Annotated in this window: 23 protein-coding genes and 1 pseudogene; 23 read left to right on the top strand and 1 reads right to left on the bottom strand. The window is 30.2% G+C overall.

Features of this window, described 5'->3' with window-relative positions:
• Window position 1 precedes the first annotated feature (1 nt).
• The 7 genes from drmB to H9661_RS16375 all read left to right on the top strand — a co-directional run bounded on the left by drmB (window position 2) and on the right by H9661_RS16375 (window position 6,787).
• Entirely contained in the window at window positions 2-1,744 is a 1,743-nt protein-coding gene (gene drmB, locus H9661_RS16405; RefSeq protein ID WP_191769853.1) for a DrmB family protein, read from the top strand.
• Entirely contained in the window at window positions 1,726-2,439 is a 714-nt protein-coding gene (locus H9661_RS16400; protein ID WP_191769851.1) for a phospholipase D-like domain-containing protein, read from the top strand. The genes drmB and H9661_RS16400 overlap by 19 nt, the downstream gene beginning before the upstream one ends.
• 128 nt (window positions 2,440-2,567) lie before the next feature.
• Window positions 2,568-3,905, top strand: a complete 1,338-nt coding sequence (locus H9661_RS16395) for a DNA cytosine methyltransferase (protein ID WP_191769849.1) — start codon at window positions 2,568-2,570, stop codon at window positions 3,903-3,905.
• 171 nt (window positions 3,906-4,076) lie between these two features.
• Window positions 4,077-4,364, top strand: a complete 288-nt coding sequence (locus H9661_RS16390) for a hypothetical protein (protein WP_191769847.1) — start codon at window positions 4,077-4,079, stop codon at window positions 4,362-4,364.
• Window positions 4,365-4,444: 80 nt separating this feature from the next.
• The gene (locus tag H9661_RS16385; protein ID WP_191769845.1) at window positions 4,445-5,194 is read left to right on the top strand and encodes a hypothetical protein; all 750 of its coding nucleotides are present in this window, start codon (window positions 4,445-4,447) and stop codon (window positions 5,192-5,194) included.
• Window positions 5,195-5,412: 218 nt separating this feature from the next.
• A complete protein-coding gene (locus H9661_RS16380; protein WP_191769843.1) occupies window positions 5,413-5,586 on the top strand; it encodes a hypothetical protein in 174 nt (57 codons plus the stop codon).
• A gap of 298 nt (window positions 5,587-5,884) precedes the next feature.
• Window positions 5,885-6,787, top strand: coding sequence for a hypothetical protein (locus H9661_RS16375; protein ID WP_191769841.1), 903 nt, complete (start codon window positions 5,885-5,887; stop codon window positions 6,785-6,787).
• An 84-nt stretch (window positions 6,788-6,871) separates the two neighbouring features.
• On the opposite strand, the gene H9661_RS16370 is transcribed toward H9661_RS16375, so the two are convergent.
• On the bottom strand, window positions 6,872-7,258 hold the full coding sequence (locus tag H9661_RS16370; RefSeq protein WP_191769839.1) for a hypothetical protein: 387 nt from the start codon (window positions 7,256-7,258) through the stop codon (window positions 6,872-6,874).
• A 296-nt stretch (window positions 7,259-7,554) separates the two neighbouring features.
• Between H9661_RS16370 and H9661_RS16365 the strand changes: the two genes are divergently transcribed.
• From H9661_RS16365 to gltA, 16 genes and pseudogenes are all read left to right on the top strand, one after another.
• Window positions 7,555-7,719 carry a hypothetical protein gene (locus tag H9661_RS16365; protein ID WP_191769837.1) on the top strand — a complete coding sequence of 55 codons (165 nt, stop codon included), beginning with the start codon at window positions 7,555-7,557 and terminating at the stop codon, window positions 7,717-7,719.
• A complete protein-coding gene (locus H9661_RS16360; RefSeq protein WP_191769834.1) occupies window positions 7,709-9,325 on the top strand; it encodes a recombinase family protein in 1,617 nt (538 codons plus the stop codon). The genes H9661_RS16365 and H9661_RS16360 overlap by 11 nt, the downstream gene beginning before the upstream one ends.
• 42 nt (window positions 9,326-9,367) lie before the next feature.
• Window positions 9,368-9,541, top strand: a complete 174-nt coding sequence (locus H9661_RS16355; protein ID WP_191769832.1) for a hypothetical protein — start codon at window positions 9,368-9,370, stop codon at window positions 9,539-9,541.
• Between the two features lie 10 nt (window positions 9,542-9,551).
• The gene (locus H9661_RS16350) at window positions 9,552-11,105 is read left to right on the top strand and encodes a recombinase family protein (RefSeq protein WP_191769830.1); all 1,554 of its coding nucleotides are present in this window, start codon (window positions 9,552-9,554) and stop codon (window positions 11,103-11,105) included.
• Window positions 11,106-11,139: 34 nt separating this feature from the next.
• Window positions 11,140-11,952, top strand: a pseudogene (locus H9661_RS16345) (mannose-1-phosphate guanylyltransferase); the annotation flags it as partial.
• Window positions 11,953-12,172: 220 nt separating this feature from the next.
• Window positions 12,173-12,745, top strand: a complete 573-nt coding sequence (locus tag H9661_RS16340) for a zinc dependent phospholipase C family protein (RefSeq protein ID WP_143316901.1) — start codon at window positions 12,173-12,175, stop codon at window positions 12,743-12,745.
• Window positions 12,746-13,247: 502 nt separating this feature from the next.
• Window positions 13,248-13,820, top strand: a complete 573-nt coding sequence (locus tag H9661_RS16335; RefSeq protein WP_143316900.1) for a manganese efflux pump MntP — start codon at window positions 13,248-13,250, stop codon at window positions 13,818-13,820.
• A gap of 154 nt (window positions 13,821-13,974) precedes the next feature.
• A complete protein-coding gene (locus H9661_RS16330) occupies window positions 13,975-14,619 on the top strand; it encodes a redox-sensing transcriptional repressor Rex (protein ID WP_143316899.1) in 645 nt (214 codons plus the stop codon).
• 246 nt (window positions 14,620-14,865) lie between these two features.
• Complete coding sequence (locus tag H9661_RS16325) at window positions 14,866-15,648, top strand: short-chain-enoyl-CoA hydratase (protein WP_191769828.1); 783 nt, start codon at window positions 14,866-14,868, stop codon at window positions 15,646-15,648.
• A gap of 34 nt (window positions 15,649-15,682) precedes the next feature.
• Window positions 15,683-16,822, top strand: a complete 1,140-nt coding sequence (locus tag H9661_RS16320) for an acyl-CoA dehydrogenase (RefSeq protein ID WP_143316897.1) — start codon at window positions 15,683-15,685, stop codon at window positions 16,820-16,822.
• A gap of 13 nt (window positions 16,823-16,835) precedes the next feature.
• Window positions 16,836-17,615: an electron transfer flavoprotein subunit beta/FixA family protein gene (locus tag H9661_RS16315; protein ID WP_143316896.1), complete on the top strand. Its 780-nt coding sequence runs from the start codon at window positions 16,836-16,838 to the stop codon at window positions 17,613-17,615.
• A 22-nt stretch (window positions 17,616-17,637) separates the two neighbouring features.
• Complete coding sequence (locus H9661_RS16310) at window positions 17,638-18,645, top strand: electron transfer flavoprotein subunit alpha/FixB family protein (RefSeq protein WP_143316895.1); 1,008 nt, start codon at window positions 17,638-17,640, stop codon at window positions 18,643-18,645.
• 155 nt (window positions 18,646-18,800) lie between these two features.
• Window positions 18,801-19,649, top strand: coding sequence for a 3-hydroxybutyryl-CoA dehydrogenase (locus tag H9661_RS16305; RefSeq protein WP_143316894.1), 849 nt, complete (start codon window positions 18,801-18,803; stop codon window positions 19,647-19,649).
• A 179-nt stretch (window positions 19,650-19,828) separates the two neighbouring features.
• Complete coding sequence (locus H9661_RS16300; RefSeq protein ID WP_143316893.1) at window positions 19,829-20,995, top strand: NADPH-dependent butanol dehydrogenase; 1,167 nt, start codon at window positions 19,829-19,831, stop codon at window positions 20,993-20,995.
• Window positions 20,996-21,182: 187 nt separating this feature from the next.
• Complete coding sequence (locus H9661_RS16295; protein ID WP_143316892.1) at window positions 21,183-22,073, top strand: sulfide/dihydroorotate dehydrogenase-like FAD/NAD-binding protein; 891 nt, start codon at window positions 21,183-21,185, stop codon at window positions 22,071-22,073.
• Window positions 22,074-23,462, top strand: a complete 1,389-nt coding sequence (gene gltA, locus H9661_RS16290; protein WP_191769826.1) for an NADPH-dependent glutamate synthase — start codon at window positions 22,074-22,076, stop codon at window positions 23,460-23,462. It begins immediately after the preceding gene.
• Window positions 23,463-23,522: the final 60 nt, after the last annotated feature.

Below are 23,522 nucleotides of genomic sequence, written 5' to 3'. Positions count from 1 at the left end.
TGTGATAAATAAACTAGGTGAGATTAGACCAGGACAATTAATTACAACTTTTGGGCCAGGAGCAATTTTGGACTCAGTAAAAGATTCTGTTGTTATATTAGATACTAACTATTGGAAGAATACAGGAAGGAGAATAACAGATGCTAGACTAGCATCGTATTTAGGTGTGGATTATTTTTTATCACCAAGAACTTCTTTCAAAGAAGATCTACCAGTAGTATCTTTTCCTAACTATCATATATGCTCAAGTAAAAAATGCAATAGATTATTTGATATAAGAGATGATTTTGAACTAGAGAAATATCTTAAGTTTGGGCCAACATGTCCAGACTGTGGTAAACCAGCATATCCAGCAAGGTTTATAGTTTCATGTAAAGATGGACATTTAGATGATTTTCCTTGGAAATGGTGGGTTCATCATGGAGAAACAAACTGCACAGGTAAAATGAAACTTATATCAACAGGTAATACATCTTCGCTAGGTGATTTAAAGGTAATCTGTGAGTGTGGAGATTCAAGAAGTATGACTGGTGCGACAGAAATTAAGAACTTTAGCGGATTTATGTGTACTGGTAGATATCCACATAGACCAGGAAAAAAAGAATATAATAAGTGTAAAAAAGGTGTTGTGCCACTTCAAAGAGGTGCATCTAATGTATATTTTCCAGTATTAAGAAGTGCTATTTCCATTCCACCTTGGATAAATCCATTATATTCTTTAATAGATGAACATTATAAATCAATAAAGGATCTGAGGGAGTATTTGGGTGAGGATGCGGACGAAAAAGTTTATGATAAACATTTTAAACCTAAATACAGTTTTCAGGAATTTAAGGATGCTTTAAAGAGGCGAGATGATAAAATAAAAGAATACGTTGAAATTAAAGAAATGGAATATTCAGCAATAACTCATTTTGAAGATTTTGATTATAAAAGGGAAGATTACTTTAAGGCTGAAGAAGAGGTTTTGCCTTCATATTTAGAAAAGTATTTTAGCAGAATAATAAAAGTACACAGACTTAGAGAAGTATTAGTTTTATTAGGTTTTATGAGAAATGATTCACCTGAACCTGAAGTGGATGAACCAGTAGGAATAACTAAGCTTTCAGTAAATCCGAATGATAGATGGCTTCCAGCTGTAAATATTAATGGTGAGGGGATTTTTATAGAATTCAATAAAGAAAGTATAAATAAGTGGAGTGATGATCCACATATACATAAACTTTCAAAAAAATATACGGAGCATTATGATAAATATATTGAAGAAAAGGGATGGAAAAATGCTAAATCTAAAAATATAGTTTATGTATTGCTTCATACTTTTGCCCATGTATTAATAAAAGAGTTGTCAATGAAATGTGGATATTCGTCGGCTGCAATAAAAGAAAGAATATATTTTAGTGAAAATATGTGTGGTGTTTTATTATACACTGGCAGTTCTGATAAGGAAGGTTCGTTAGGTGGATTAGTAGAAATGGGCCGTATATGTAATTTTACTGAAATACTTTTAAATGCATTGAAGAATTCAATAACTTGCACAACAGACCCAAGATGCATGACTTTAGAACCAGAGCAACAAAGAATAAATGGTGCAGCTTGTCATTCTTGCACTATGATATCAGAGACATCGTGCGAAAGTGGGAATAGATTGCTGGATAGATGTACTCTACTTACATTAAGTGGCAGACAGGTTAATGGATATTTTGATGAATTGGTGAGAACTGAATGTGGAATAGAAATATAAACATTGATATATTAAATAAAAATCTTATTTGTGAGTTTGAAGTAATTAATAAACTAGTAGAAGAAAAAGGAGTAGAGCATCTATTTTGCACCAATAATATTAAGTCAATTCAGTTGATTAATAAAATGTTTCCTAATTTGTCCTTTGAAGAAAAAATTAAAGTTATAGAAATAGCTTATTATATGCATAACAACAAGAAGAATGATGAATTTGACATTGTAGTTACAGCACCTGTTTCTTTTAATATAAAATCGAGAAAGACTCATACTGTTATTGATGAACTAATCAATGAGTCTAACAAAAGCATACTAATTACAGGATATTCAGTTTCTGATTATGTGGATGATAAAATTGAAAAAATAATCGACAAAGTCAAATCAGGAGTAATAGTAAAATTGTTTGTAAATGATTTTTATAGTAAAGAAAGTCAGTTCAAAAATCTAGTTATGTATAAAGGTAAATTTTTGAGTATATATAACTATAAGGCAGATGGTAAAGATAAAATGGCGGCATTACATGCTAAGGTAATAGTTTCTGACAAACAGAAAGGAATTGTAACATCATCAAATTTATCATATCATGGAATTTTAGGAAATATTGAAATGGGTGTTGTTTTCAATTCTAATGATAAATGTATTCAAATTGAGAAAATATTTAATGAACTTATAAAGAAAAAAGTTTTTGAAAAGATATAGTTTAAAAGAGTAATCGGTGATTACTCTTTTTATATTGAGAATAAAGAAGATCTTAACTTAAAAAAATTGTGTTATAGATGCGTACCTGGTATAATTAAGAATGGTTGTACAGAAGTGAGGTGAGCAGATTGGTAGTAATTGACTTATTTTCAGGTGCAGGTGGCTTAACTGAGGGGTTTTATACGCAAGGGTTTGAGGTTATAGCTCATGTTGAAAAAGAGAAATGGGCATGTGAAACTTTAAAGACAAGGAGTTGTTTTTATTATTTAAAAAATAGAAATGATTTAGCAACTTATAATGAGTACCTGAAAAATAGTATAGATTATAAAACAATAGAAAAATCTAGAGAAATTATCTTTAAAAAGTATCCAGAGTTAAAGATGAAATTAGAAAAAGAAGTAATAAATAAAGCATTTGGAAATCCACAAGAAGAGGATGGAGTAGTAAGCATTGAAGAAATTATAGAATTGATTGAAGACTCTATGAAATATAATAATAAATCTTCTGTTGACGTAATTATTGGTGGCCCACCTTGCCAAGCATATTCAATTATAGGAAGATCTAGAATGAAAGAAAAAGTAGTTGAAGATAAAAGAAATTACTTATTTAAATATTATAAAGAAATAGTAAATCATTTTTCACCTAAATTATTTGTATTTGAAAATGTTCCAGGTATTTTAACTGCTAAAAATGGTGCTATTTTTAATGAAATTGAAAGCGAATTTAAAGAGATAGGCTATAAATTAATGTCTGGAAAAAGTAAGAATCATAAAGAAAATATATTAAACTCAAAGGATTTTGGTGTATATGAAAACAGAAAAAGAATGATTTTAATTGGAGTTAAAGATGACTTCAATATGGAGTATCCAGATTTTTTAAGTAATGCTGGGTTAGTTAAGGAAGATATGAATACAAAAAATGTTATTGGGGACTTACCTGCTTTATCACCAGGAGAAGGAGAAGATTTTAAAGTTGTTAGCTATTCTTATAATGATAAGAGAAAGTTATCTGATTTTCAAAAATTAATGAGGGAAGATAGTATTGGGGTTTTAAATCATAAAGCTAGAACTATAAAAGACTTCGATAGCAGAAACTATAAAATGGCTATAGAAGGAAAAATGGAAGGAAAGCAAATTTATTATTGTGACTTCCCAGATGACACAAGAAATCATAAAAATACTCATGGGTTTCTAGATCGTTTTAAAGTTCATTGGTGGACAGATACACCACATACAATTGTAGCTCATATCTCTAAAGATGGGCATTATAATATACATCCAGATATTAATCAATGTAGGTCGCTCACAGTAAGAGAGGCTGCAAGAATACAGAGTTTTCCTGATAACTTTAAATTTGAAGGGCCAAGAACGTGGCAATATGTTCAAGTTGGAAATGCAGTACCGCCAATAATGGCTGAAGTGATAGCAAGAACAATAAAACAAATTTTAAAAGAAAAGCAAACATAATTGATATGTATGCTTTTCTTTTTTTTATATGAAAAGGAAATTACATATACGAATATTACCTAGTAGGTGACAAGTGTTATTATTTTTAGAAGAATTTTCGGTAAGAGACAGAAAGTGATGAAAAGTATGTTATGTATTATATGTAGAGCAAAAAAGAAAGGATGATCGCTAATGATTAATTCAAAGTCAATAATAACACAAGAAGCCTACTATGAAAATTTGGTTATTAAATATAATCCCCAAAATGGTTTTTATAAAAAAATTGTTGTTGTAAATCAAGCTGATTTATTGAAACAAGTGTACAGTATTATAGCACAATATTTAAAAGAACCAATTACACTGATACAAGAACAATATGAAGAAGTTGAACATTTTTGGGCAGGAGAAGGGGAATATTATTTACTAATTTCACCATATTTTTTTGGACAAGGTGTGGCAGTGAATTTAGAAAAGCTATAATAATTAATTAAAGTAATATATAGAAAAAATGACAAGCAATATTAAGAATATCATAAAAAACATAAGAAAGGATGATAAGTATGAGTTTAAATTTTATTAGTTTTGATCAACTTCAGAATTTTGTTAAGGAGAATATACCAGATAAGTATATTACAAGTATAGGGACAGCGTATAAAGTAGGAATTAAACAAAATAAAGATGGATTTGGGGAAAATGATTTTGAATATATGGGGTATCCTATAGATTATAAATATTTAAAAAATGGAATATCAATTCCAATAAAAATGCAAGTGCTTGAATTAGAAGAATTTAAAGAAAAAAATAATGAATATATTAATAGTAAGTTTAAACCAGTTCAATTTTTTTTTATGTGTATTGATAATTGTTTTGAAGATGAAGAATTAAGCAATATACTAAAAAAGGACTCTTTTGCCTATATAAATGAAGATGAACCAGGTGGATGGTGGCCTAATACTGTGTACTATTTTCCTATGACTAAGTTAAAAAATTATTTCAAAAATAAAAACGATAACTATGAATCAAATTTATTCATTACAGATATAAAAAATTATATGGGCAATTTAAGATACCACATATGCGTAGCTGGTTGTAATAGTAAAGGAATTTCTGAATATTGTAAGAATTATGATGATACCAATACAAATATTATTGAATTGGAGGACTTATTATGTGGGTTTAAAAATGCTAAGGTATATAGTACAAATTACTACATTTCGGATGAAGTTGGCAGTAATAAATTAGTATTAGATATATATACAACAAATCAGATGCTTAATAAATTACCTGGGAAGCCAGTAAGATTTATATAATTAATTATATTCTGTATCTTAAAATGACAAAAAATAATTGTATATAAATACAACATATTTGATCTATGTTGTATTTATACACTTAATGTTTATTATAAAAGTATATAATTGATTTAGGTGTATAATAAATATTAATAACTTTTTAGAAATATTTAAAATTAGCTGTGGTTTAGATAAAGAAGATAGTAAATAAATTATTGAAAGAGAGAAATAGGCAGATGAAGTATGAAGAGGTTGTAAAGGTATGGGAAAAAGGTGGAAAGAATGAATTGAATTATTTTTTATATGAATTCATTTGTAATTCTATGAGAATAGAAGAAATGGAAAGTAGAATTAATCAAGACTATAGAACAAGGGAAAAAACGTTAAAGGATATTTTACAACAAGAATAGTGCATAATTTATATTCGCACTGAAAAGGTGAATAAAATATATAATTAATAAGTTGTTAAAGGGGTATCAGAGTTCTTTACGGGATATAAGTTTTTTACATGGAACGCTATACAAATTAATTTGAGGCATAGTTATTGGGGCATATAGAAACAAATTGATAATTATAAAAACCATTTTTAATTATAGGAAATATTCTTTTAGTTGCTTAATAAAATTATATTTTGATGTCTAATTATTACTTGAAATTGCATTAATAGATTAAATAAAATTCCAACATAAATATCAAGGAGGAATTTTAATGGAAAATATAAAAGATATAATAAAAGGATTTATAAAGGAAGATGGTATTAATGAAGGATTTATAGTAAATAGAAAAACACAAAATGAAAATATCACAGAACGTATTTTGAATAGTGTTAAAGTAAGAGAAGTAATTAATAAATTAAGCACAGCAGACTTATTAGAAATTAAGGATATGGTAATCTTAAATGCATGGTCTAGCACATGCTTGACAATATTAGATAAGCATAAGGGCTTTTTTAAAGATTATATTAATAAAAGATTTACTCAAATAGAAAAAATAGTTGTTAAATGCATGTATGATACATTTACAGTTATTCAATCTGACAAAGAAGAAGAGTATTTGGATTATAAAAAACTGGATAAAGAATTAGTATCTAATGAAGGATCAGTAGTTAGAAGCTATTGGACAAGTAGGAATATATATATCTATATCAGGAACATAAATCCAGATCTTTCACAATTAATTTTAAAACATGCCCAGGAGTTATATTCTTTGTATTTATTTGATTTAGACGTTTTAAATAATGAAAAGGGCAGAATTTCAAATATTTATAGCAATTTGAGGACAACAAAAGGGCGTTTGAAATTCATAGATCAGAGAGTATGGTTAAAAGTTGGTATTAGGAAAGAAAATGAACAAGAAACATTTGATATCAGTAATCTTATAGAGCAATACAAAGATGTTCAAGATTTATTGAAGTATACTTTCACAGCAAATGATATTGAAGTTGCAGTTGCTATATTAGATGTTATATTGTTCATTATGGGAATTAAAATTACTGAAAAAGATCATATTAGCAAAAGAAATTCATTAAAAGAGAATGTAATAAATCAGGTGAAGCCATTTCTGCATAATGAAGGTATTAATGAAGTGTATAATATTTTGATAAACATGTAAATCACTTTTATAAGGCTACTGCCAAATAGATATGGAGTTCTATTTGACGGTAGCCCATTTTATTGTAACGAAAAGTATTTATTATTAATTAATCAAACCTAGGAGTTTTGCGATTTCATGACCTCTTTTAGAGATATATCCTTTACTTGTTCTAATAGAACCTTTCATAAATCCACACCCTATTCCCAATGTATAATCTATTGGTTTATCAAACTGGTTAGCTGTAAAATCGAGAATGGTACCAGTTTGTTTATTTTTTAAAAACCAGTGAGTACCTTTATTGTGGGGAAGCGGTATATACATGGGCGTATAATTAATGTCAGCATAATAATGATATATTGCCTCAGAGATAATATAGCAATATCCTGTTGTTGGAGTATTAGGTGTCCAATATTTTCTCCATCTATTATTTAGTAACTTACCACCATTTTCTTTTAATTTGGTATTAATAAATGACTGTGTTAGTTCCATATTAAATCACTCCTTAAATTTGTATAAGCATTTTTTAAACTTTTTAATTTTATACATTTTAACTAGTTAGTAATGAAAAGCAATTTATTAGAATAGTTTTTTAGAATAACTTTTCTAGGAAGTTAATTCAATCTTTTCTATAAATTTTGAAGGGGAACTCGTAATTTTATGGAATCATTAGATGAAATAAAATTAAAAATAAATTTTATTAAAATTATTTGAAGTGAAAATTTGCAATACTCATTAATTTTGTGTAAAAGGTTAGGGCTATAAAAAGTTGATGGGAAGTGATGCAAATGGCAAAGATAAATATTTCAAATTGTAAAGTTATAGACAAGTACGAAGGTAGTAATAGTATAGAAGCTATTTATATAAATTTTATTTCAATAAAATTAAGTGATAGTTATGAAGAGATAGAAAATGAATTAGAAATGAAAGGAGATAAAGCTTATGAAAATTAATGAATTTATTAACAGTATAGAAAAAGAAGACTATAAAATTGGGGACTTTAGAAATACTAAAGTATTTACAAATATAATAAATCAAGAAGTTAGAATTGCTGTATATGCAAGAATATCAAACTTGAGAGATAAGGATACATCAGTTCAGCGACAATTGGAATATATAAATGATTTTTTAAGTGATATAAACATAGATAAGGAAGTTATAGAAACATATATTGATGAAGGAATCTCTGGAACAAATAAATTAAGACCAGCGTATCAGAGAATGCTAGAAGACATTAATAATGGAAAAAGGAATATAGTTATAGTAGTAAATATGGATAGATTTGGACGTGATTGCGTTGAAATTGTGGACAAATTATATAATTTATTTATTTCAAAGAATGTAATATTTATTGCTCTTGATGACATGATTGTAAATACCAATGAAGATAGATTGGAATTGATTAAAAAAGCAGTTTTAGCAGAAGAGTATTGTAAGGATATATCTAAAAAGGTACGAAAAGCAAATAAAGTAAAAATGAAGAAAGGTAGCAGTATAGCGTCTAAAGCTCCGTACGGATATCGAATAGAAAAAATTCTTGGTGAAGGATATCTAAAATATAAGAGAATTTATATTGTTGATAATGATGATAAACCAGAAATAGTGAGGTTAATATTTCGATTATATATAGAAGGTAATGGTTACGGTGAAATTGCTAAAATATTAAATGAAAAAAAATATATTTCTCCTAATGGTGGTATATGGAGTAAAAGTACAATTGCATCTATTTTACAAAACCCTTTATATGGAGGTATTTTTGCACAAGGTAGATATAAAAAGAATGGTTACATAAATAGTGGGGAAGACAAAAAAATAACTAAAGTAGATAAAGAAGGTTGGATCTTAGGGGAAGGATTTAGTGGCATAGTAACACAAGAATTATTTTTACAAGTTCAGGAATTGATAAAAAGTAGGACTAGCAGTAGAAATAAAGGAGAGATTCATTTATTCTCAGGAGTATTAAGATGTGGGGATTGTGGTAAGACTTTAGTTTATAAAAAAAGAGATAAAGGATATAAATGTGCTTCTTCACAAAGTAATGGAGGATGTTCTACTCATTTTGTAAAGGAAGAAGAGTTGAAACAAATGGTTTTAGATCATATACATAAACTAAAGTGGGATATGGACATGGTTAAAGATGAAGTGGGTCAAATTGCTAACGAAATGTTTTATATGGATAGAATTGATACTCACATTGATAGGTTAAACAATGAAATCAAGAAATTAGATAAAAAGATAGTAGAAACTTATGGTGAGTATAAGGAAGAAATAATAAATGAGAGAATATATAAATTATTGATTAAGGACTGTGAAGAAAATATAAAAAAAATAGAGCAGCAGATTAAAATACTTTCAATTAAAAAGAATAATGTAAAAGTTTTAAATCAAAGGATTAAAACTTTAATTAATTGGTTAAGTAGCCTTAATGATATAGATAATAGTATTTTACGACTATTAATTAAGCAGATAAACATTTTTGAATCGGGTACAATAGAAATAATATGGAATATTCGGAAGCAATCCGAGGATATTAATGAATCACAAAATGAATGCCTCTAGCATATAATGATATAGTTATCAATATATGCTGGAGGCATTTTAATGTCTAAAAAGGATCCTGTAGTTGTTTTCTACAACGGGGAGCAAGAGTTTGAAAAACTTATGAAAAAAATTATAGAATTAAAATTAAAAAATTTTAAAATAACGAGTGAAGAAGCTAACTGTATGATGTATAATAGCTGTACCCACAATCGTCATTTACCAAATGATAAATGAGGTGAATGACATGAGAAAGATTTGGAATGTCGCTATATATGCAAGAGTATCTACTGATAAAAAAGAGCAACAAGAGTCAATACCTGCACAAGTTCAGAGCCTAAGAAAATGGTTGCTTGATAAAAGTAAATCTGATAGTGATGTTATATATAATTTAGTAGAAACATATGAAGATGCAGGTTTTTCAGGATCAAATTTTGATAGAGAAAGTTTTATCAAAATGAAAGAAGATATTGAAAAGGGTAAGATAAATATGGTATTGACTAGGGATCTTTCAAGGTTTTCTAGAAATTATGTTACAGCAGGTTATTACTTGGAAGATTACTTTAAAGTAAATCGAGTAAGATTTATATCAGTTCTAGATAATGTTGATACTGACCAAGAATATAATGATATAATACCTTTTAAAAACATTCTAAATGAGATGTACATTAGAGATTGCTCTAGAAGAGTTAGAGATGCTTTAAAACAAAGGATGATTCGAGGTTCAAGTATAGCTAGTAAACCACCCTATGGGTACATGTTCGAGGAATATTATGAAGGTAATGTTAAAACAATAAAATTAATTCCATCAAAAGATGAAGCTACTGATGTTGTTAAAGAGATATATTCTTTGTATATCAAAGGTTGGGGATTTGGAAAGATAGCAACATATTTAAATAAAAAAGGTATAGAACCACCTTCAGCAAGAGTTAAGAATTTTGGTAGGGCTAAGTTTGGAATTTGGACAAATAATTCAATTCATTATATACTTACTAATCCTAAGTATGCAGGGATGATGGTGCAGCAGAGATGGAAGAAGATAAGTTATAAAGTGAAAAAAATAGTTACTACGGATGAACAAGATTGGATTTATGGCTGTGATTTTGAAGGGATAGTAACTAAAGAAATGTTCGAGGAAGTGCAAAGCCTAATGAAGAAAAGAGCAAAAAATCACAGATATAAGGGAGGGGTTATCCATCCATTTTCTACTGTGATTAAATGTAATGAATGCGGAGGTTCTGTATCATATAGAAAGAAATTTGAAGGATATAAGTGTACCAATAGTCAGATGGGTGGAGGTCGTTGTACTAGTCATTCAGTGAAAGAAGAATTTTTGAAGCGAACAATTATTAAAGATTTAAAAAACTATGTTAATAAATATGTTAATAAAGAAGACGAATACAATACTGCAAGGAAAATTTATAATGAACAAGATGATTATGAAAAAGAATTAAAAAATATTGAAAAGGATCTAAAGAAGTTAGATATGCAATTTCAACAGGTTTATGAGGACAAACTAAATGAAGTTATAAATGAAAGAAATACGGATATCTTAATTACAGGAATACAAAAAAAACAGCAGATACTTGTAGAACGTAAAGATGAAGTAATTTCTATAATTGCAAAGATTAGTGATAAAGATAGTATATACAATGCATATAGGGATAAAATAGATAGAATACTCAACTTTGAAGAGTTTGAAAGAATGACAGTTGAAACGTTAATTGATAAAATTATTGTCTCTGAAAATAAGGTTACAAAAGAAAAGAAGGTAGAGATTTTCTATAAGTTTAGGGCGTAATATAGGTAAAATGACCTATAACGTCTAGAACGGGACTGCAACGTGTATAGGTCTTTCGGCAGTTAAACTATTAAAAAAAGATGGAGATGCAGTGATGGTGGTACTTCCATCAGATCATTATATAGAAGGATCGAATAATTATTTGCAGACTATAGAGCAAGCAGTTGATCTTGCAAATAAAAGAAGAGGGATAATTACATTAGGGATAGATCCAACAAGAGCTGAAACAGGATATGGGTATATTGAAATGGGACAGAGAATTGCAGGAGATATCCCAACTCATAAAGTGACTAGATTTACAGAGAAGCCAAATGTAGAAGTAGCTAGGGATTTTTTGGTGAAGGGAACTTATCTATGGAATTCAGGAATGTTTGTTTTTAGAGCTGATGTTATTCTTAGAGAAATAGAAAAATATCTTCCTAGTATGCATAAATGTTTAATGGAAATATACAAGCATATTGGGGAAGAAGATGAAGAAGATATAATTGAAGAACAATATAAATTAATTGATGGTATTTCTATAGATTTCGGAGTTATGCAAAAGACTAGAAAGGCATATGTAATCAAATGTGATTTTTCTTGGGACGATATAGGAAGCTTTACTGCATTGAGTAGATTTTTGGAAAGTTATAGTAGTAATAGTGTATCTAAAAATGTATATTTAGAGAAATGTGAGAACTGTTCTATATTTGGGGCCAAAAATTTAATCATTGGACTTGGAATAAAAGATTTGGTGGTTGTTGATGCAGGAGATGTAATACTAGTAATGGATAAAAATAAGGATCAAGAAATAAAACATTTATTAAATGACTTGTGTAAGGATGAAAAATATGAAAAATATTTATAGTTTAAAGTCATCATAGCAATATGGTGACTTTATTATGTTTAGAATGATATCATTGTTTCCTAATGAATATCTAATGAAGTACAATGGAAAAGCTATAATTCCGCAGGTAGTTTAGGAAGTTAGGCATATATATACAAAAAGTTACTAGTATTATTAATTTGAATTTGGTGTATAATATAAATTAGTTATTAATTATTAAGAGGATGTGTTAACATTGCTAATGAATACCCATAAGATATTAGCTAATAATATTTTAAGACAAACTAGCATAGACAAACTTAATTTAATAGATAAGAAGAAATTCATATGGGGAAATGTGAAACCAGATTATGTTTCTAAATATAAATTAAAAAAACACTTTTATGATGAAAGTATAAATATGATTTTAGAAAAAGTTCATTTTTTGTCCAGTTTAACATCAAAGGAAATTTTTTATAGTTATGGAATTAAAAAGTTTAGTGCCGAACTTGGAGTTGTATGTCACTTTCTTTGCGATTTCTTTTGCTATGCACATAGTGAAAGATGGAGATTAAAAAGTGATTTAAAGAAACATGTTTCATATGAACAGAAATTAAGTAAAATAGCTAAGGATTTTAATTTTGTTGAATTAATTGATGAGAACTTATTGATAGAAGATATAGAGATGTTTATTAAATATAATATGGAGGAGTATAGTGAAGTAGAAGGATATGAAAAAGATTTGCTATATTCAGCATTTATATGTAACAGTATAGTTAATTCAGTGCTTAACCAGGTAATAGAGAATGAAGAGGCAGAAAGAAGAGTTGGATAACTCTTCTTTTTAAAATTATATATGGAATTAAGTGCTTCTAGGTGTAGCATGTGTGAATGTGTCTTTTATGGTGTAGAAGGCTCTTAGTATCTAATCATATGAGGGCTATTAGAAACCAATAGAAATTTGAGGAGTTTATTGGTATAATAGTAAGAAAAAAATATTTTTTGCGTTATATTTTCAAACAATTTTTAATAATATATTGAATTTAAAAATCTTATAAAAAATATGTTGGAAAAATGCATTTTAATTGAGGCGAAATCATTGACTTATCTTGACGAGAAAAGTATAATAATGTAGTTAATTGTACTTTCAGGCATGAGGGAGTAGCAGGCAGAATGATTTTTTTCTGCCCTAAAGCCAAGATACTTGTGAATAGTTAAATGGCTTTGTACTGAATTGTGAGACTTATGTATAACGGTTAGGGTTGCGTTATACATAAGCCTCTTTTTTATTTAGAGTTTAAATAAAATTATTTTTATAATTATTGGAGGTAGCTAAAATGAGCTTAATATCTATAATATTGATTGGAATAGGCTTGTCAATGGATGCTTTTGCAGTATCAATAACAGCTGGAATTAATACTAGTAATAATGAAAAAAGGAAAATAGCATTAAAGTCAGGACTTTTTTTTGGAATCTTTCAAGGATTAATGCCTTTATTAGGATGGGCAATGGGAATAAAGTTTTCTGAATATATTGAAAAGGTAGATCATTGGATAGCGTTTATATTACTATCAGTTATTGGTGGGAAAATGCTTATAGAAGCCTTAAGGGGCGGAGATGAAGAGGAGAATACTGGGGATAGTAGAGATTATACCAATAAAAGATTTTTAATTTTGGCTATTGCAACTAGTATAGATGCTTTAGCAGTTGGTATTAGTTTTGCATTTTTAAATGTTAATATATTATCAGCCATAATTATTATTGCTGCTATAACATTTGTGTTATGTATAGTTGCAGTTTATTTAGGAAAGATAATAGGAGATATATTTAGGACTAGAGCAGAAGTGCTTGGAGGCATTATACTAATACTTATCGGAGTAAAAATATTATTAGAGCATTTATTTAAATAACTGATATATAATAACTTATATATATATATAAAGAAAATAATAGATAAGTAAGCTGATTTTATGTTAATATAGTATGAGGAAAAAGTTGTTTTAGTGTTTATATAAAATGTTTAAAGATTGTTAAAATATAATTAGAAAAAAGAGGAGAAACAGTATGGAAAAGAAAAAAAATATTTCTATGGCTGTGATTAAGAGATTACCTAAGTATCATAGATATTTAAAAGAATTAATGGATAATGATGTAGATAGAATATCATCAAAGGAATTAGGTGAAAAAATAGGGTTTACAGCATCACAGATAAGGCAAGATTTGAATTGTTTTGGAGATTTTGGCCAACAAGGCTATGGATATAATGTTAGAGAATTATTTAACCAAATTAGAAGTATTCTTGGATTAGATAAAGAGTATAAAACTATTATAATCGGTGCAGGAAATATAGGGCAAGCTATAGCAAATTATACTGGTTTTCATAAATTAGGATTTCAATTAACAGGAATATTTGATGCAAATCCTAAGCTTGTTGGTATGAAAATTCAAGATATTGAAATTAGAGAAATAGATACATTGAAGGAACATTTGAAAGAGAACAGTATAGATATAGGAATAATATGTGTACCTAGAATTAATGCTCAAAGGGTATGTGATGTACTAGTTGAAGGCGGCGTAAAGGGTGTTTGGAACTTCGCTCCAGTGGATTTGAATGTACCAGAAGGTGTTACTGTTGAAAATGTTCATTTAAGTGAAAGCATGTTGACGTTAATATATTTATTACACAGTAAAGAAGAAATGGAACAGTAGAAAAAGGACCATGTAAAACCTTATTAAAATTAGCACAAAATCACATTTTATATATTGCAAAAAATTTAACAAAGTATTATAATTATAATTGAAGTTGAAAAACTTCGATTATTTTTTTGCTATAGATTGTTATAATATTAACAAATAAGCAAGAAAAGTAAGTAATAAAAGCAAGTATCTTGGTACTTTAAGGTGTAATAAGATATTTGAAATTAATTATTAAAGTATTTAAGGAGGCAAAAAGGCATGGAATTAAAGAATGTAATTCTTGAAAAAGAAAACCATTTAGCTATTGTAACTATCAATAGACCAAAGGCATTAAACGCTTTAAATTCAGAAACTTTAAAGGACCTTGACACTGTAATTGATGATTTAGAAAAAGATAACAACATCTATGCAGTTATTTTAACAGGTGCAGGAGAAAAATCTTTTGTAGCTGGTGCTGATATTGCAGAGATGAAAGATTTAAATGAACAACAAGGAAAAGAATTTGGTACATTAGGAAATAATGTATTCTTAAGATTAGAAAATTTAGATAAGCCAGTTATAGCTGCTATCTCAGGATTTGCATTAGGTGGCGGTTGTGAACTTGCTATGTCATGTGATATTAGAATAGCTTCAGAAAAGGCTAAATTTGCACAACCGGAAGCTGGACTTGGTATAACTCCAGGTTTTGGTGGAACTCAAAGACTTGCAAGAATAGTTGGAATGGGTAAAGCTAAAGAATTAATTTATACTTGCGATATGATTAAGGCTGATGAAGCTTCAAGAATAGGATTAGTTAATAAAGTAGTTGCTTTAGAAAACTTAATGGAAGAAGCAAGAACTATGGCAGCAAAGATTATTGCTAATGCTCCAATAGCAGTTAAGTTATGCAAAGATGCAATAAATAGAGGAATGCAAGTATCTATAGACAAAGCAGTTCAAATAGAAGCAGAAGATTTTGGAAAGTGTTTTAGCACAGAAGATCAAAAAGAAGGAATGGCTGCATTTATAGAGAGAAGAGATAAAAACTTCCAAAACAAATAAAATTGTTTTTGATATATTAAGGAGGGTAATTTAAATGAATTTCCAATTAACTAGAGAACAAGAATTAGTACAACAAATGGTTAGAGAATTTGCAGTAAATGAAGTTAAACCAATTGCTGCTGAAATCGATGAAACTGAAAGATTCCCAATGGAAAACGTGGAAAAGATGGGCAAGCTTGGAATGATGGGTATTCCATTTGCTAAAGAATTTGGTGGAGCAGGTGGAGATGTTCTTTCTTACATTATAGCTGTAGAAGAATTATCAAAAGTTTGCGCTACTACAGGAGTTATTTTATCAGCTCATACATCTTTATGTGCTTCAGTAATCAATGAAAATGGTACACCAGCACAAAAAGAAAAATATTTAGCTGATCTTTGCACTGGTAAGAAAGTTGGTGCTTTTGGATTAACTGAACCAGGAGCAGGTACAGATGCAGCAGGACAACAAACAACTGCAGTACTTGATGGAGATAACTATATATTAAATGGTTCAAAGATATTCATAACAAATGGTGGAGTTGCTGAAACTTTCATAATATTTGCTATGACAGATAAGAGCCAAGGAACTAGAGGAATATCTGCATTTATAGTAGAAAAATCATTCCCAGGATTCTCAGTAGGAAAGCTTGAAAACAAGATGGGAATTAGAGCATCTTCAACTACTGAGTTAGTTATGGAGAACTGTGTAGTACCAAAGGAAAACCTAATAGGTAAAGAAGGTAAGGGATTTGGTATAGCAATGAAGACTCTTGATGGAGGAAGAATTGGTATAGCTGCTCAAGCTTTAGGTATTGCAGAAGGAGCTTTTGAAGAAGCTGTTAATTACATGAAAGAAAGAAAACAATTTGGTAGACCATTATCAGCATTCCAAGGATTACAATGGTATATAGCTGAAATGGACGTTAAGATAGAAGCTGCTAAGCATTTAGTATACAAAGCAGCATGCAAGAAGCAAGCTGGAGAACCATATTCAGTAGATGCTGCAAGAGCTAAATTATTAGCTGCAGATGTTGCAATGGAAGTTACAACTAAGGCTGTTCAAATCTTTGGTGGATATGGTTACACTAAAGAATATCCAGTTGAAAGAATGATGAGAGATGCTAAGATAACTGAAATCTATGAAGGAACTTCAGAAGTTCAAAAGATGGTTATTGCAGGAAGCATATTAAGATAGGAGGACTTTTAGAATGAAAATAGTAGTTTGTGTAAAACAAGTTCCAGATACTACAGCAGTAAAAATAGATCCTGTAAAAGGAACATTAATTAGAGATGGTGTTCCATCAATAATGAATCCAGAAGATAAACACGCTTTAGAAGCTGCACTTCAATTAAAAGAAATTCATGGCGGAACAGTAACAGTTGTAAGCATGGGTCTTCCAATGGCTAAAGCAACTTTAAGAGAAGCTTTATGTATGGGAGCTGATGAAGCTATATTATTAACTGATAGATGTCTTGGTGGAGCTGATACATTAGCAACATCTAAGTCTTTAGCAGGAGTTATAGCAAAATTAGATTATGATGTAGTACTTGCTGGAAGACAAGCAATTGATGGAGATACTGCACAAGTTGGACCAGAAATAGCTGAACACTTAGGAATTCCTCAAGTAACTTATGTTCAAGATGTTAAGGTTGAAGGCGATAGCTTAATAGTAAACAGAGCTTTAGAAGATGGATACCAAGTAGTTGAAGTTAAGACTCCATGTCTATTAACTGCAATAGAAGAATTAAATGCACCAAGATACATGCATGTTGCTAATATATTTGCAACTAATGATGACCAAATTAAGGTTATGTCAGCAGATGACATAGATGTAGATAAGGCTGAACTAGGACTTAAGGGTTCACCTACAAAGGTTAAGAAGTCAATGACTAAGGAAGTTAAGGGATCAGGAGAATTAGTTAAAGAATCACCTAAAAACGCAGCATATTATGTTGTAGGAAAATTAAAAGAAAAACACTACATCTAGGATAATAGGAGGGTAATTTATTATGAATATAGCAGATTACAAAGGCGTTTGGGTCTTTGCTGAACAAAGAGAAGGCGAATTACAAAAAGTATCTTTAGAACTACTTGGTGAAGGTAGAAGAGTTGCTGATAAATTAGGAGTAAAGTTAACAGCTTTATTACTTGGAAATAACATAGAAGGATTATCTAAGACTTTAGCAGAACACGGAGCTGATGAAGTTTTAGTTGCAGATCATAAAGATTTAGAACACTATACAACAGATGCTTACACAAAGGTAATTTGTGACTTAGCTACAGAAAGAAAGCCAGGAATATTATTTGTAGGAGCTACTTTCATCGGAAGAGATTTAGGTCCAAGAATAGCTGCTAGATTATCTACAGGATTAACAGCTGACTGTACATCAATCGATGTTGAAGTTGAAAATGGTGATCTTTTAGCTACAAGACCAGCATTTGGTGGTAACTTAATGGCAACAATTGCTTGTCCAGAACATAGACCACAAATGGCTACAGTAAGACCAGGTGTTTTTGCAACAGTTAAGACTGACGCATCAAACTGTAAGATAGAAAAAGTTGAAGTTAAGTTAACTGATAGTGATCTTAGAACTAAAGTTTTAGAAACTATTAAGTCTAAAAAAGATATCATTGATATAGCTGAAGCTGAATTTATAGTAGCAGGTGGTAGAGGGGTTCAAAATAAAGAAAACTTCGCACTACTTGAAGAATTAGCAAAAGTTCTAGAAGGAACTGTAGCAGGATCAAGAGCTGCTGTTGAAAATGGATGGATTGATGGAGCTTATCAAGTTGGTCAAACTGGTAAGACTGTAAAACCTAAAATATATATAGCTTGTGGTATTTCAGGAGCTATACAACACGTTGCTGGTATGCAAGATTCAGAACTTATTATAGCAGTTAATAAGGATGAATCAGCTCCAATAATGAAGGTTGCAGATTATGCAATAGTTGGAGATCTTGTAAAGGTAGTACCAGAATTAATAGCTCAATTTAAAGAGGTTAAGAGTGCAGAATAATTTGCAGTTATTATAACTTTTGAATTAGGTAGTTTGATTTAGTGAAAAATAATAAGGTTAAAATTTAAATAATATACACAATAGACAATGCACATTGAGTAATAATTTTATTAATTGTGCATTGTAAGTTGTGAATTGATTAGGAGGAATAATCTATGAAAAAGGTTTTCGTACTTGGTGCAGGAACAATGGGTGCTGGAATAGTTCAAGCATTCGCACAAAAGGGTTGTGAAGTAATCGTAAGAGATATTAAAGATGAATTCGTACAAAGAGGGATAGCTGGAATAGCTAAGGGATTAGAAAAGCAAGTAGCTAAAGGAAAGATGACTGAAGAAGATAGAGAAGCAGTGCTTTCTAGAATTTCAGGAACAACTGACATGAAGTTAGCTGCTGACTGTGATTTAGTTGTAGAAGCTGCTGTTGAAAACATGAAGATTAAGAAAGAAATATTTGCTGAATTAGATGAAATCTGTCAAGAATCAACTATATTAGCTTCAAATACTTCTTCTTTATCAATAACAGAAGTTGCTTCAGCTACTAAGAGACCAGACAAGGTTATAGGAATGCACTTCTTTAACCCAGCTCCAGTAATGAAGTTAGTTGAAATCATAAAAGGAATAGCTACATCACAAGAAACTTTTGATGCAGTTAAGGAATTATCATTAGCAATTGGAAAAGAACCTGTAGAAGTTGCAGAAGCTCCAGGATTTGTAGTTAACAGAATTCTTATTCCTATGATAAACGAAGCTATAGGAATTTATGCTGAAGGTATTGCTTCAGTTGAAGATATAGATACAGCTATGAAATATGGTGCTAACCACCCAATGGGACCTTTAGCATTAGGAGATTTAGTTGGATTAGATATCGTTCTAGCTATTATGGACGTTTTATACAATGAAACAGGAGATTCTAAGTATAGAGCTCATAGCTTACTTAGAAAGTATGTAAGAGCAGGATGGTTAGGTAGAAAGACTGGAAAAGGATTCTACGATTATTCTAGATAGTAATTTTAAGAGTTATCTCAAAAGAGATAGCTCTTTTTTTGCAATAAATTGAGCTAAATTAATCCATTTAAATTTGTTTTATTATGCAATAAAATTAGAAAATGGATATTGACCGTACATTTACAAATATACTACAAAATGGTAAAATATAAGTATTAAGTTATGGAGGTTTTAGAAGAATGATGAGATTTACATTACCAAGAGACATTTATTATGGAAAAGGTTCCATGGAACAATTAAAATCTATAAAAGGAGAAAGAGCTGTCCTTGTTCTTGGAGGAGGATCAATGAGAAAGTTTGGATTCGTTGATAAAGCTCTGGATTATTTAAAAGCAGCAGGAATTGAAGTAAAACTTATTGAAGGTGTTGAGCCAGATCCATCCGTAGAAACAGTGCTAAGAGGTGCTGAAGTTATGAGAGACTTTAATCCAGATTGGATTATAGCAATGGGTGGCGGATCTCCAATTGATGCAGCAAAGGCTATGTGGGTATTTTATGAACATCCGAAACTATCCTTTGATGATATAAAGGATCCTTTTACAATACCAGAACTTAGAAGTAAGGCTAAGTTTTTAGCTATACCATCAACTAGTGGAACAGCTACAGAAGTAACAGCATTTTCAGTAATAACAGATTATAAGACAGAGATTAAATATCCATTAGCTGATTTTAATATAACTCCTGATATGGCTATAGTTGACTCAGAACTAGCTGAGACAATGCCACCAAGATTAACAGCACATACAGGAATGGATGCTTTAACTCATGCTATAGAAGCATATGTTGCAACATTACATTCACCATTTACTGATCCATTAGCTCTAAAAGCTATTGAGATGGTTAAAGAATATTTAGCTAAATCTTATGATGGTGATAATGTAGGCAGAGAACAAATGCATTATGCTCAATGTATGGCAGGAATGGCATTTTCTAATGCACTACTCGGAATTTGTCATAGTATGGCTCATAAGACAGGTGCGGTATTCCATATTCCTCATGGATGTGCAAATGCTATTTATTTGCCATATGTAATTGAATTTAACAAGAAAGAATCTTTAAGTAGGTATGCAGAAATAGCTAAAAAGATTGGACTAGCTGGAAATACTGAAGAAGAATTAGTAGATTCATTAATAAATATGATAGATGAATTTAATAAGAAGATGGGAATACCACAAACATTAAAAGAATACGGTATAGATAAGGAAAAATTTGATTCAAGTATTGATTTGATTGCAGAGAGAGCTATAGCAGATGCATGTACTGGTTCAAATCCAAGAAAAATAAACAAAGATGAGATGAAAAAAATATTCCGATGTGCCTATGATGGAACAAAAGTAGATTTTTAGATTATAAATGATGAATAAAGTCATAATTGTGTAAGCGATTATGACTTTTATCTTTCGAAAAATTGAATTCAAATAAAAACCATAATATATATAAACAACCAAATTAGTTAAAAATAGTTGAATAATTGTTGGAAATTAATGTATAATAGCTATAAAGAACTAAATATGTATTCGTGGAGGCGAAAATATGTATAAGATAGTTAAAAAAGAAAAGCTTAATGAAAATACTTATTTGATGGATGTTGAAGCTCCAAGGGTTGCAAGATCGGCTAAACCTGGGCAATTCATAATTGTAAAGATGGATGAAGAAGGAGAACGTATTCCATTAACTATATGCGATTATGATAAGGAGAAAGGTATAGTAACTATTGTATTTCAAGTTATAGGAGAATCAACTAAAGAGATGGCTGAATATGAGGTTGGAGAATATTTTCAAGATTTTGTTGGACCTTTAGGAAAACCTTCTGAACTAATGGATAAAGAATTAGAAGAACTTAAAAATAAAAAAATAATATTTGTGGCAGGGGGAGTAGGTACAGCCCCTGTTTATCCTCAAGTTAAATGGTTATTTTCAAAAGGGATAAAGGCAGATGTTATAGTTGGTGCAAGAAACAAAGATATTGTAATTTTAGAAAAAGAGATGAAAGAGGTTGCAGGAAATTATTATTTAGCAACTGATGATGGATCATCAGGATACAAAGGATTAGTTACAGACAAGTTGAAAGATTTAGTAAATAAAGACGGAAAAAGATATGACTTAGTAATAGCAATTGGGCCTATGATAATGATGAAGTTTGTTACTTTATTAACTAAAGAATTAAATATACCTACTGTAGTTAGCTTAAATCCAATTATGGTAGATGGAACAGGTATGTGCGGAGCTTGTAGAGTATCTGTGGGAGGAAAAATCAGATTTGCTTGTGTAGATGGACCGGAATTTGATGGGCATTTAGTAAATTTTGATGAAGCTATGAGAAGACAAGCTATGTATAAAACAGAAGAAGGACGAGCAATCTTAAAAGAAAAAGAAGGAGATACTCATCATGGTGGTTGTGGAGTTTGTGGAGGTGATAGATAAATGGATAGAATGAAAAGAATTCCAGTTCATGAACAAGATCCTAAAGTTAGAGCAGCAAATTTTAAAGAGGTTTGCTTAGGATATAATAAAGAGGAGGCAGTGGAGGAAGCTAATAGGTGTTTAAATTGTAAAAATCCAAATTGTGTGAAAAAATGTCCTGTTAATATAGAAATTCCTAAGTTTATTGCAAAGGTTAAAGAAGGCAGTTTTGAAGATGCAGCGAAAATTATAGCTAAATCTTCGGCTTTACCATCTGTATGTGGTAGAGTATGTCCTCAAGAATCGCAATGTGAAGGAAATTGTGTGCTTGGAATAAAAGGCGAAGCCGTTTCAATAGGGAAGTTGGAAAGGTTTGTTGCAGATTGGGCTAGAGAAAATAACATAGATTTATCAGAAACTTTGCCTAAGAATGGTAAAAAAGTTGCAGTTATAGGAAGTGGACCAGCTGGACTTACTTGTGCTGGCGATCTAGCAAAGTTAGGATATGAGGTAACGATATTTGAGGCTTTGCACGAAGTTGGAGGAGTTTTAGTTTATGGCATTCCGGAATTTAGACTACCTAAAGAAACAGTAGTAAAAGGTGCAGTTGAAAATGTTAAAAAACTTGGAGTAAAAATAGAGACAAACGTTATAGTTGGTAGAACTGTAACTATAGACGAGTTATTTGAAAATGAAGGTTTTCAAGCTGTGTTTATAGGATCAGGAGCAGGTCTTCCAAGGTTTATGGGAATACCAGGAGAGAATGCAAATGGTGTTTGTTCGGCCAATGAATTTTTAACTCGAAATAATTTAATGAAGGCATTTAAAGATGAATATAAAACTCCAATTAGAGTTGGTAAAAAAGTTGCTGTAGTCGGAGGAGGAAATGTGGCTATGGATGCTGCAAGAACAGCATTAAGATTAGGTGCTGAGGTTCATATAGTTTACAGAAGAAGTGAATCAGAGCTCCCTGCAAGGATTGAGGAAGTACATCATGCTAAGGAGGAAGGGGTAATATTCGACCTTCTTACAAATCCAACGGAAATCCTTCAAGATGAAAAAGGATGGGTTACTGGAATGAAGTGCGTCAAGATGGAGCTTGGAGAACCAGATGAATCAGGAAGAAGAAGACCTGTAGCAGTTGATGGATCTGAATTTGTACTAGATGTAGATACTGTAATAATGTCACTTGGTACATCTCCAAATCCGTTAATATCTTCAACTACTAAGGGGTTAGATATAAATAAGAGACAATGTATTATTGCGTCCGAGGATACTGGAATTACTTCTAGAGAAGGAGTATTTGCAGGAGGAGATGCAGTAACAGGTGCTGCAACAGTAATTTTAGCTATGGGAGCAGGAAAGAAAGCAGCAAAAGGAATTCATGATTACTTATCAAAAGGAGCTTAGTTTGTTTGGGTTGATAATAGAAAAAGTGGCTTGGCCACTTTTTTTATATGGTATAATTAA

It is taken from the genome of Clostridium cibarium, from assembly GCF_014836335.1.
GTDB classification, from domain to species: domain Bacteria; phylum Bacillota; class Clostridia; order Clostridiales; family Clostridiaceae; genus Clostridium; species Clostridium cibarium.
This window is presented reverse-complemented; position numbering and strand designations above follow the sequence as displayed.

Excerpts from the sequence above, each read along its gene's own strand:
- H9661_RS16350 (WP_191769830.1), top strand. The coding sequence starts at position 9,552 with ATGAGAAAGATTTGGAATGTCGCTATATATGCAAGAGTATCTACTGAT.
- H9661_RS16380 (WP_191769843.1), top strand. The coding sequence starts at position 5,413 with ATGAAGTATGAAGAGGTTGTAAAGGTATGGGAAAAAGGTGGAAAGAAT.
- H9661_RS16315 (WP_143316896.1), top strand. The coding sequence starts at position 16,836 with ATGAAAATAGTAGTTTGTGTAAAACAAGTTCCAGATACTACAGCAGTA.
- H9661_RS16365 (WP_191769837.1), top strand. The coding sequence starts at position 7,555 with ATGGCAAAGATAAATATTTCAAATTGTAAAGTTATAGACAAGTACGAA.
- gltA (WP_191769826.1), top strand. The coding sequence starts at position 22,074 with ATGGATAGAATGAAAAGAATTCCAGTTCATGAACAAGATCCTAAAGTT.
- H9661_RS16330 (WP_143316899.1), top strand. The coding sequence starts at position 13,975 with ATGGAAAAGAAAAAAAATATTTCTATGGCTGTGATTAAGAGATTACCT.
- H9661_RS16310 (WP_143316895.1), top strand. The coding sequence starts at position 17,638 with ATGAATATAGCAGATTACAAAGGCGTTTGGGTCTTTGCTGAACAAAGA.
- H9661_RS16390 (WP_191769847.1), top strand. The coding sequence starts at position 4,077 with ATGATTAATTCAAAGTCAATAATAACACAAGAAGCCTACTATGAAAAT.
- H9661_RS16400 (WP_191769851.1), top strand. The coding sequence starts at position 1,726 with ATGTGGAATAGAAATATAAACATTGATATATTAAATAAAAATCTTATT.
- H9661_RS16335 (WP_143316900.1), top strand. The coding sequence starts at position 13,248 with ATGAGCTTAATATCTATAATATTGATTGGAATAGGCTTGTCAATGGAT.
- H9661_RS16295 (WP_143316892.1), top strand. The coding sequence starts at position 21,183 with ATGTATAAGATAGTTAAAAAAGAAAAGCTTAATGAAAATACTTATTTG.
- H9661_RS16325 (WP_191769828.1), top strand. The coding sequence starts at position 14,866 with ATGGAATTAAAGAATGTAATTCTTGAAAAAGAAAACCATTTAGCTATT.
- H9661_RS16320 (WP_143316897.1), top strand. The coding sequence starts at position 15,683 with ATGAATTTCCAATTAACTAGAGAACAAGAATTAGTACAACAAATGGTT.
- H9661_RS16385 (WP_191769845.1), top strand. The coding sequence starts at position 4,445 with ATGAGTTTAAATTTTATTAGTTTTGATCAACTTCAGAATTTTGTTAAG.
- H9661_RS16305 (WP_143316894.1), top strand. The coding sequence starts at position 18,801 with ATGAAAAAGGTTTTCGTACTTGGTGCAGGAACAATGGGTGCTGGAATA.
- H9661_RS16355 (WP_191769832.1), top strand. The coding sequence starts at position 9,368 with ATGTCTAAAAAGGATCCTGTAGTTGTTTTCTACAACGGGGAGCAAGAG.
- H9661_RS16375 (WP_191769841.1), top strand. The coding sequence starts at position 5,885 with ATGGAAAATATAAAAGATATAATAAAAGGATTTATAAAGGAAGATGGT.
- H9661_RS16370 (WP_191769839.1), bottom strand. The coding sequence starts at position 7,258 with ATGGAACTAACACAGTCATTTATTAATACCAAATTAAAAGAAAATGGT.
- H9661_RS16340 (WP_143316901.1), top strand. The coding sequence starts at position 12,173 with ATGAATACCCATAAGATATTAGCTAATAATATTTTAAGACAAACTAGC.
- H9661_RS16360 (WP_191769834.1), top strand. The coding sequence starts at position 7,709 with ATGAAAATTAATGAATTTATTAACAGTATAGAAAAAGAAGACTATAAA.
- H9661_RS16300 (WP_143316893.1), top strand. The coding sequence starts at position 19,829 with ATGATGAGATTTACATTACCAAGAGACATTTATTATGGAAAAGGTTCC.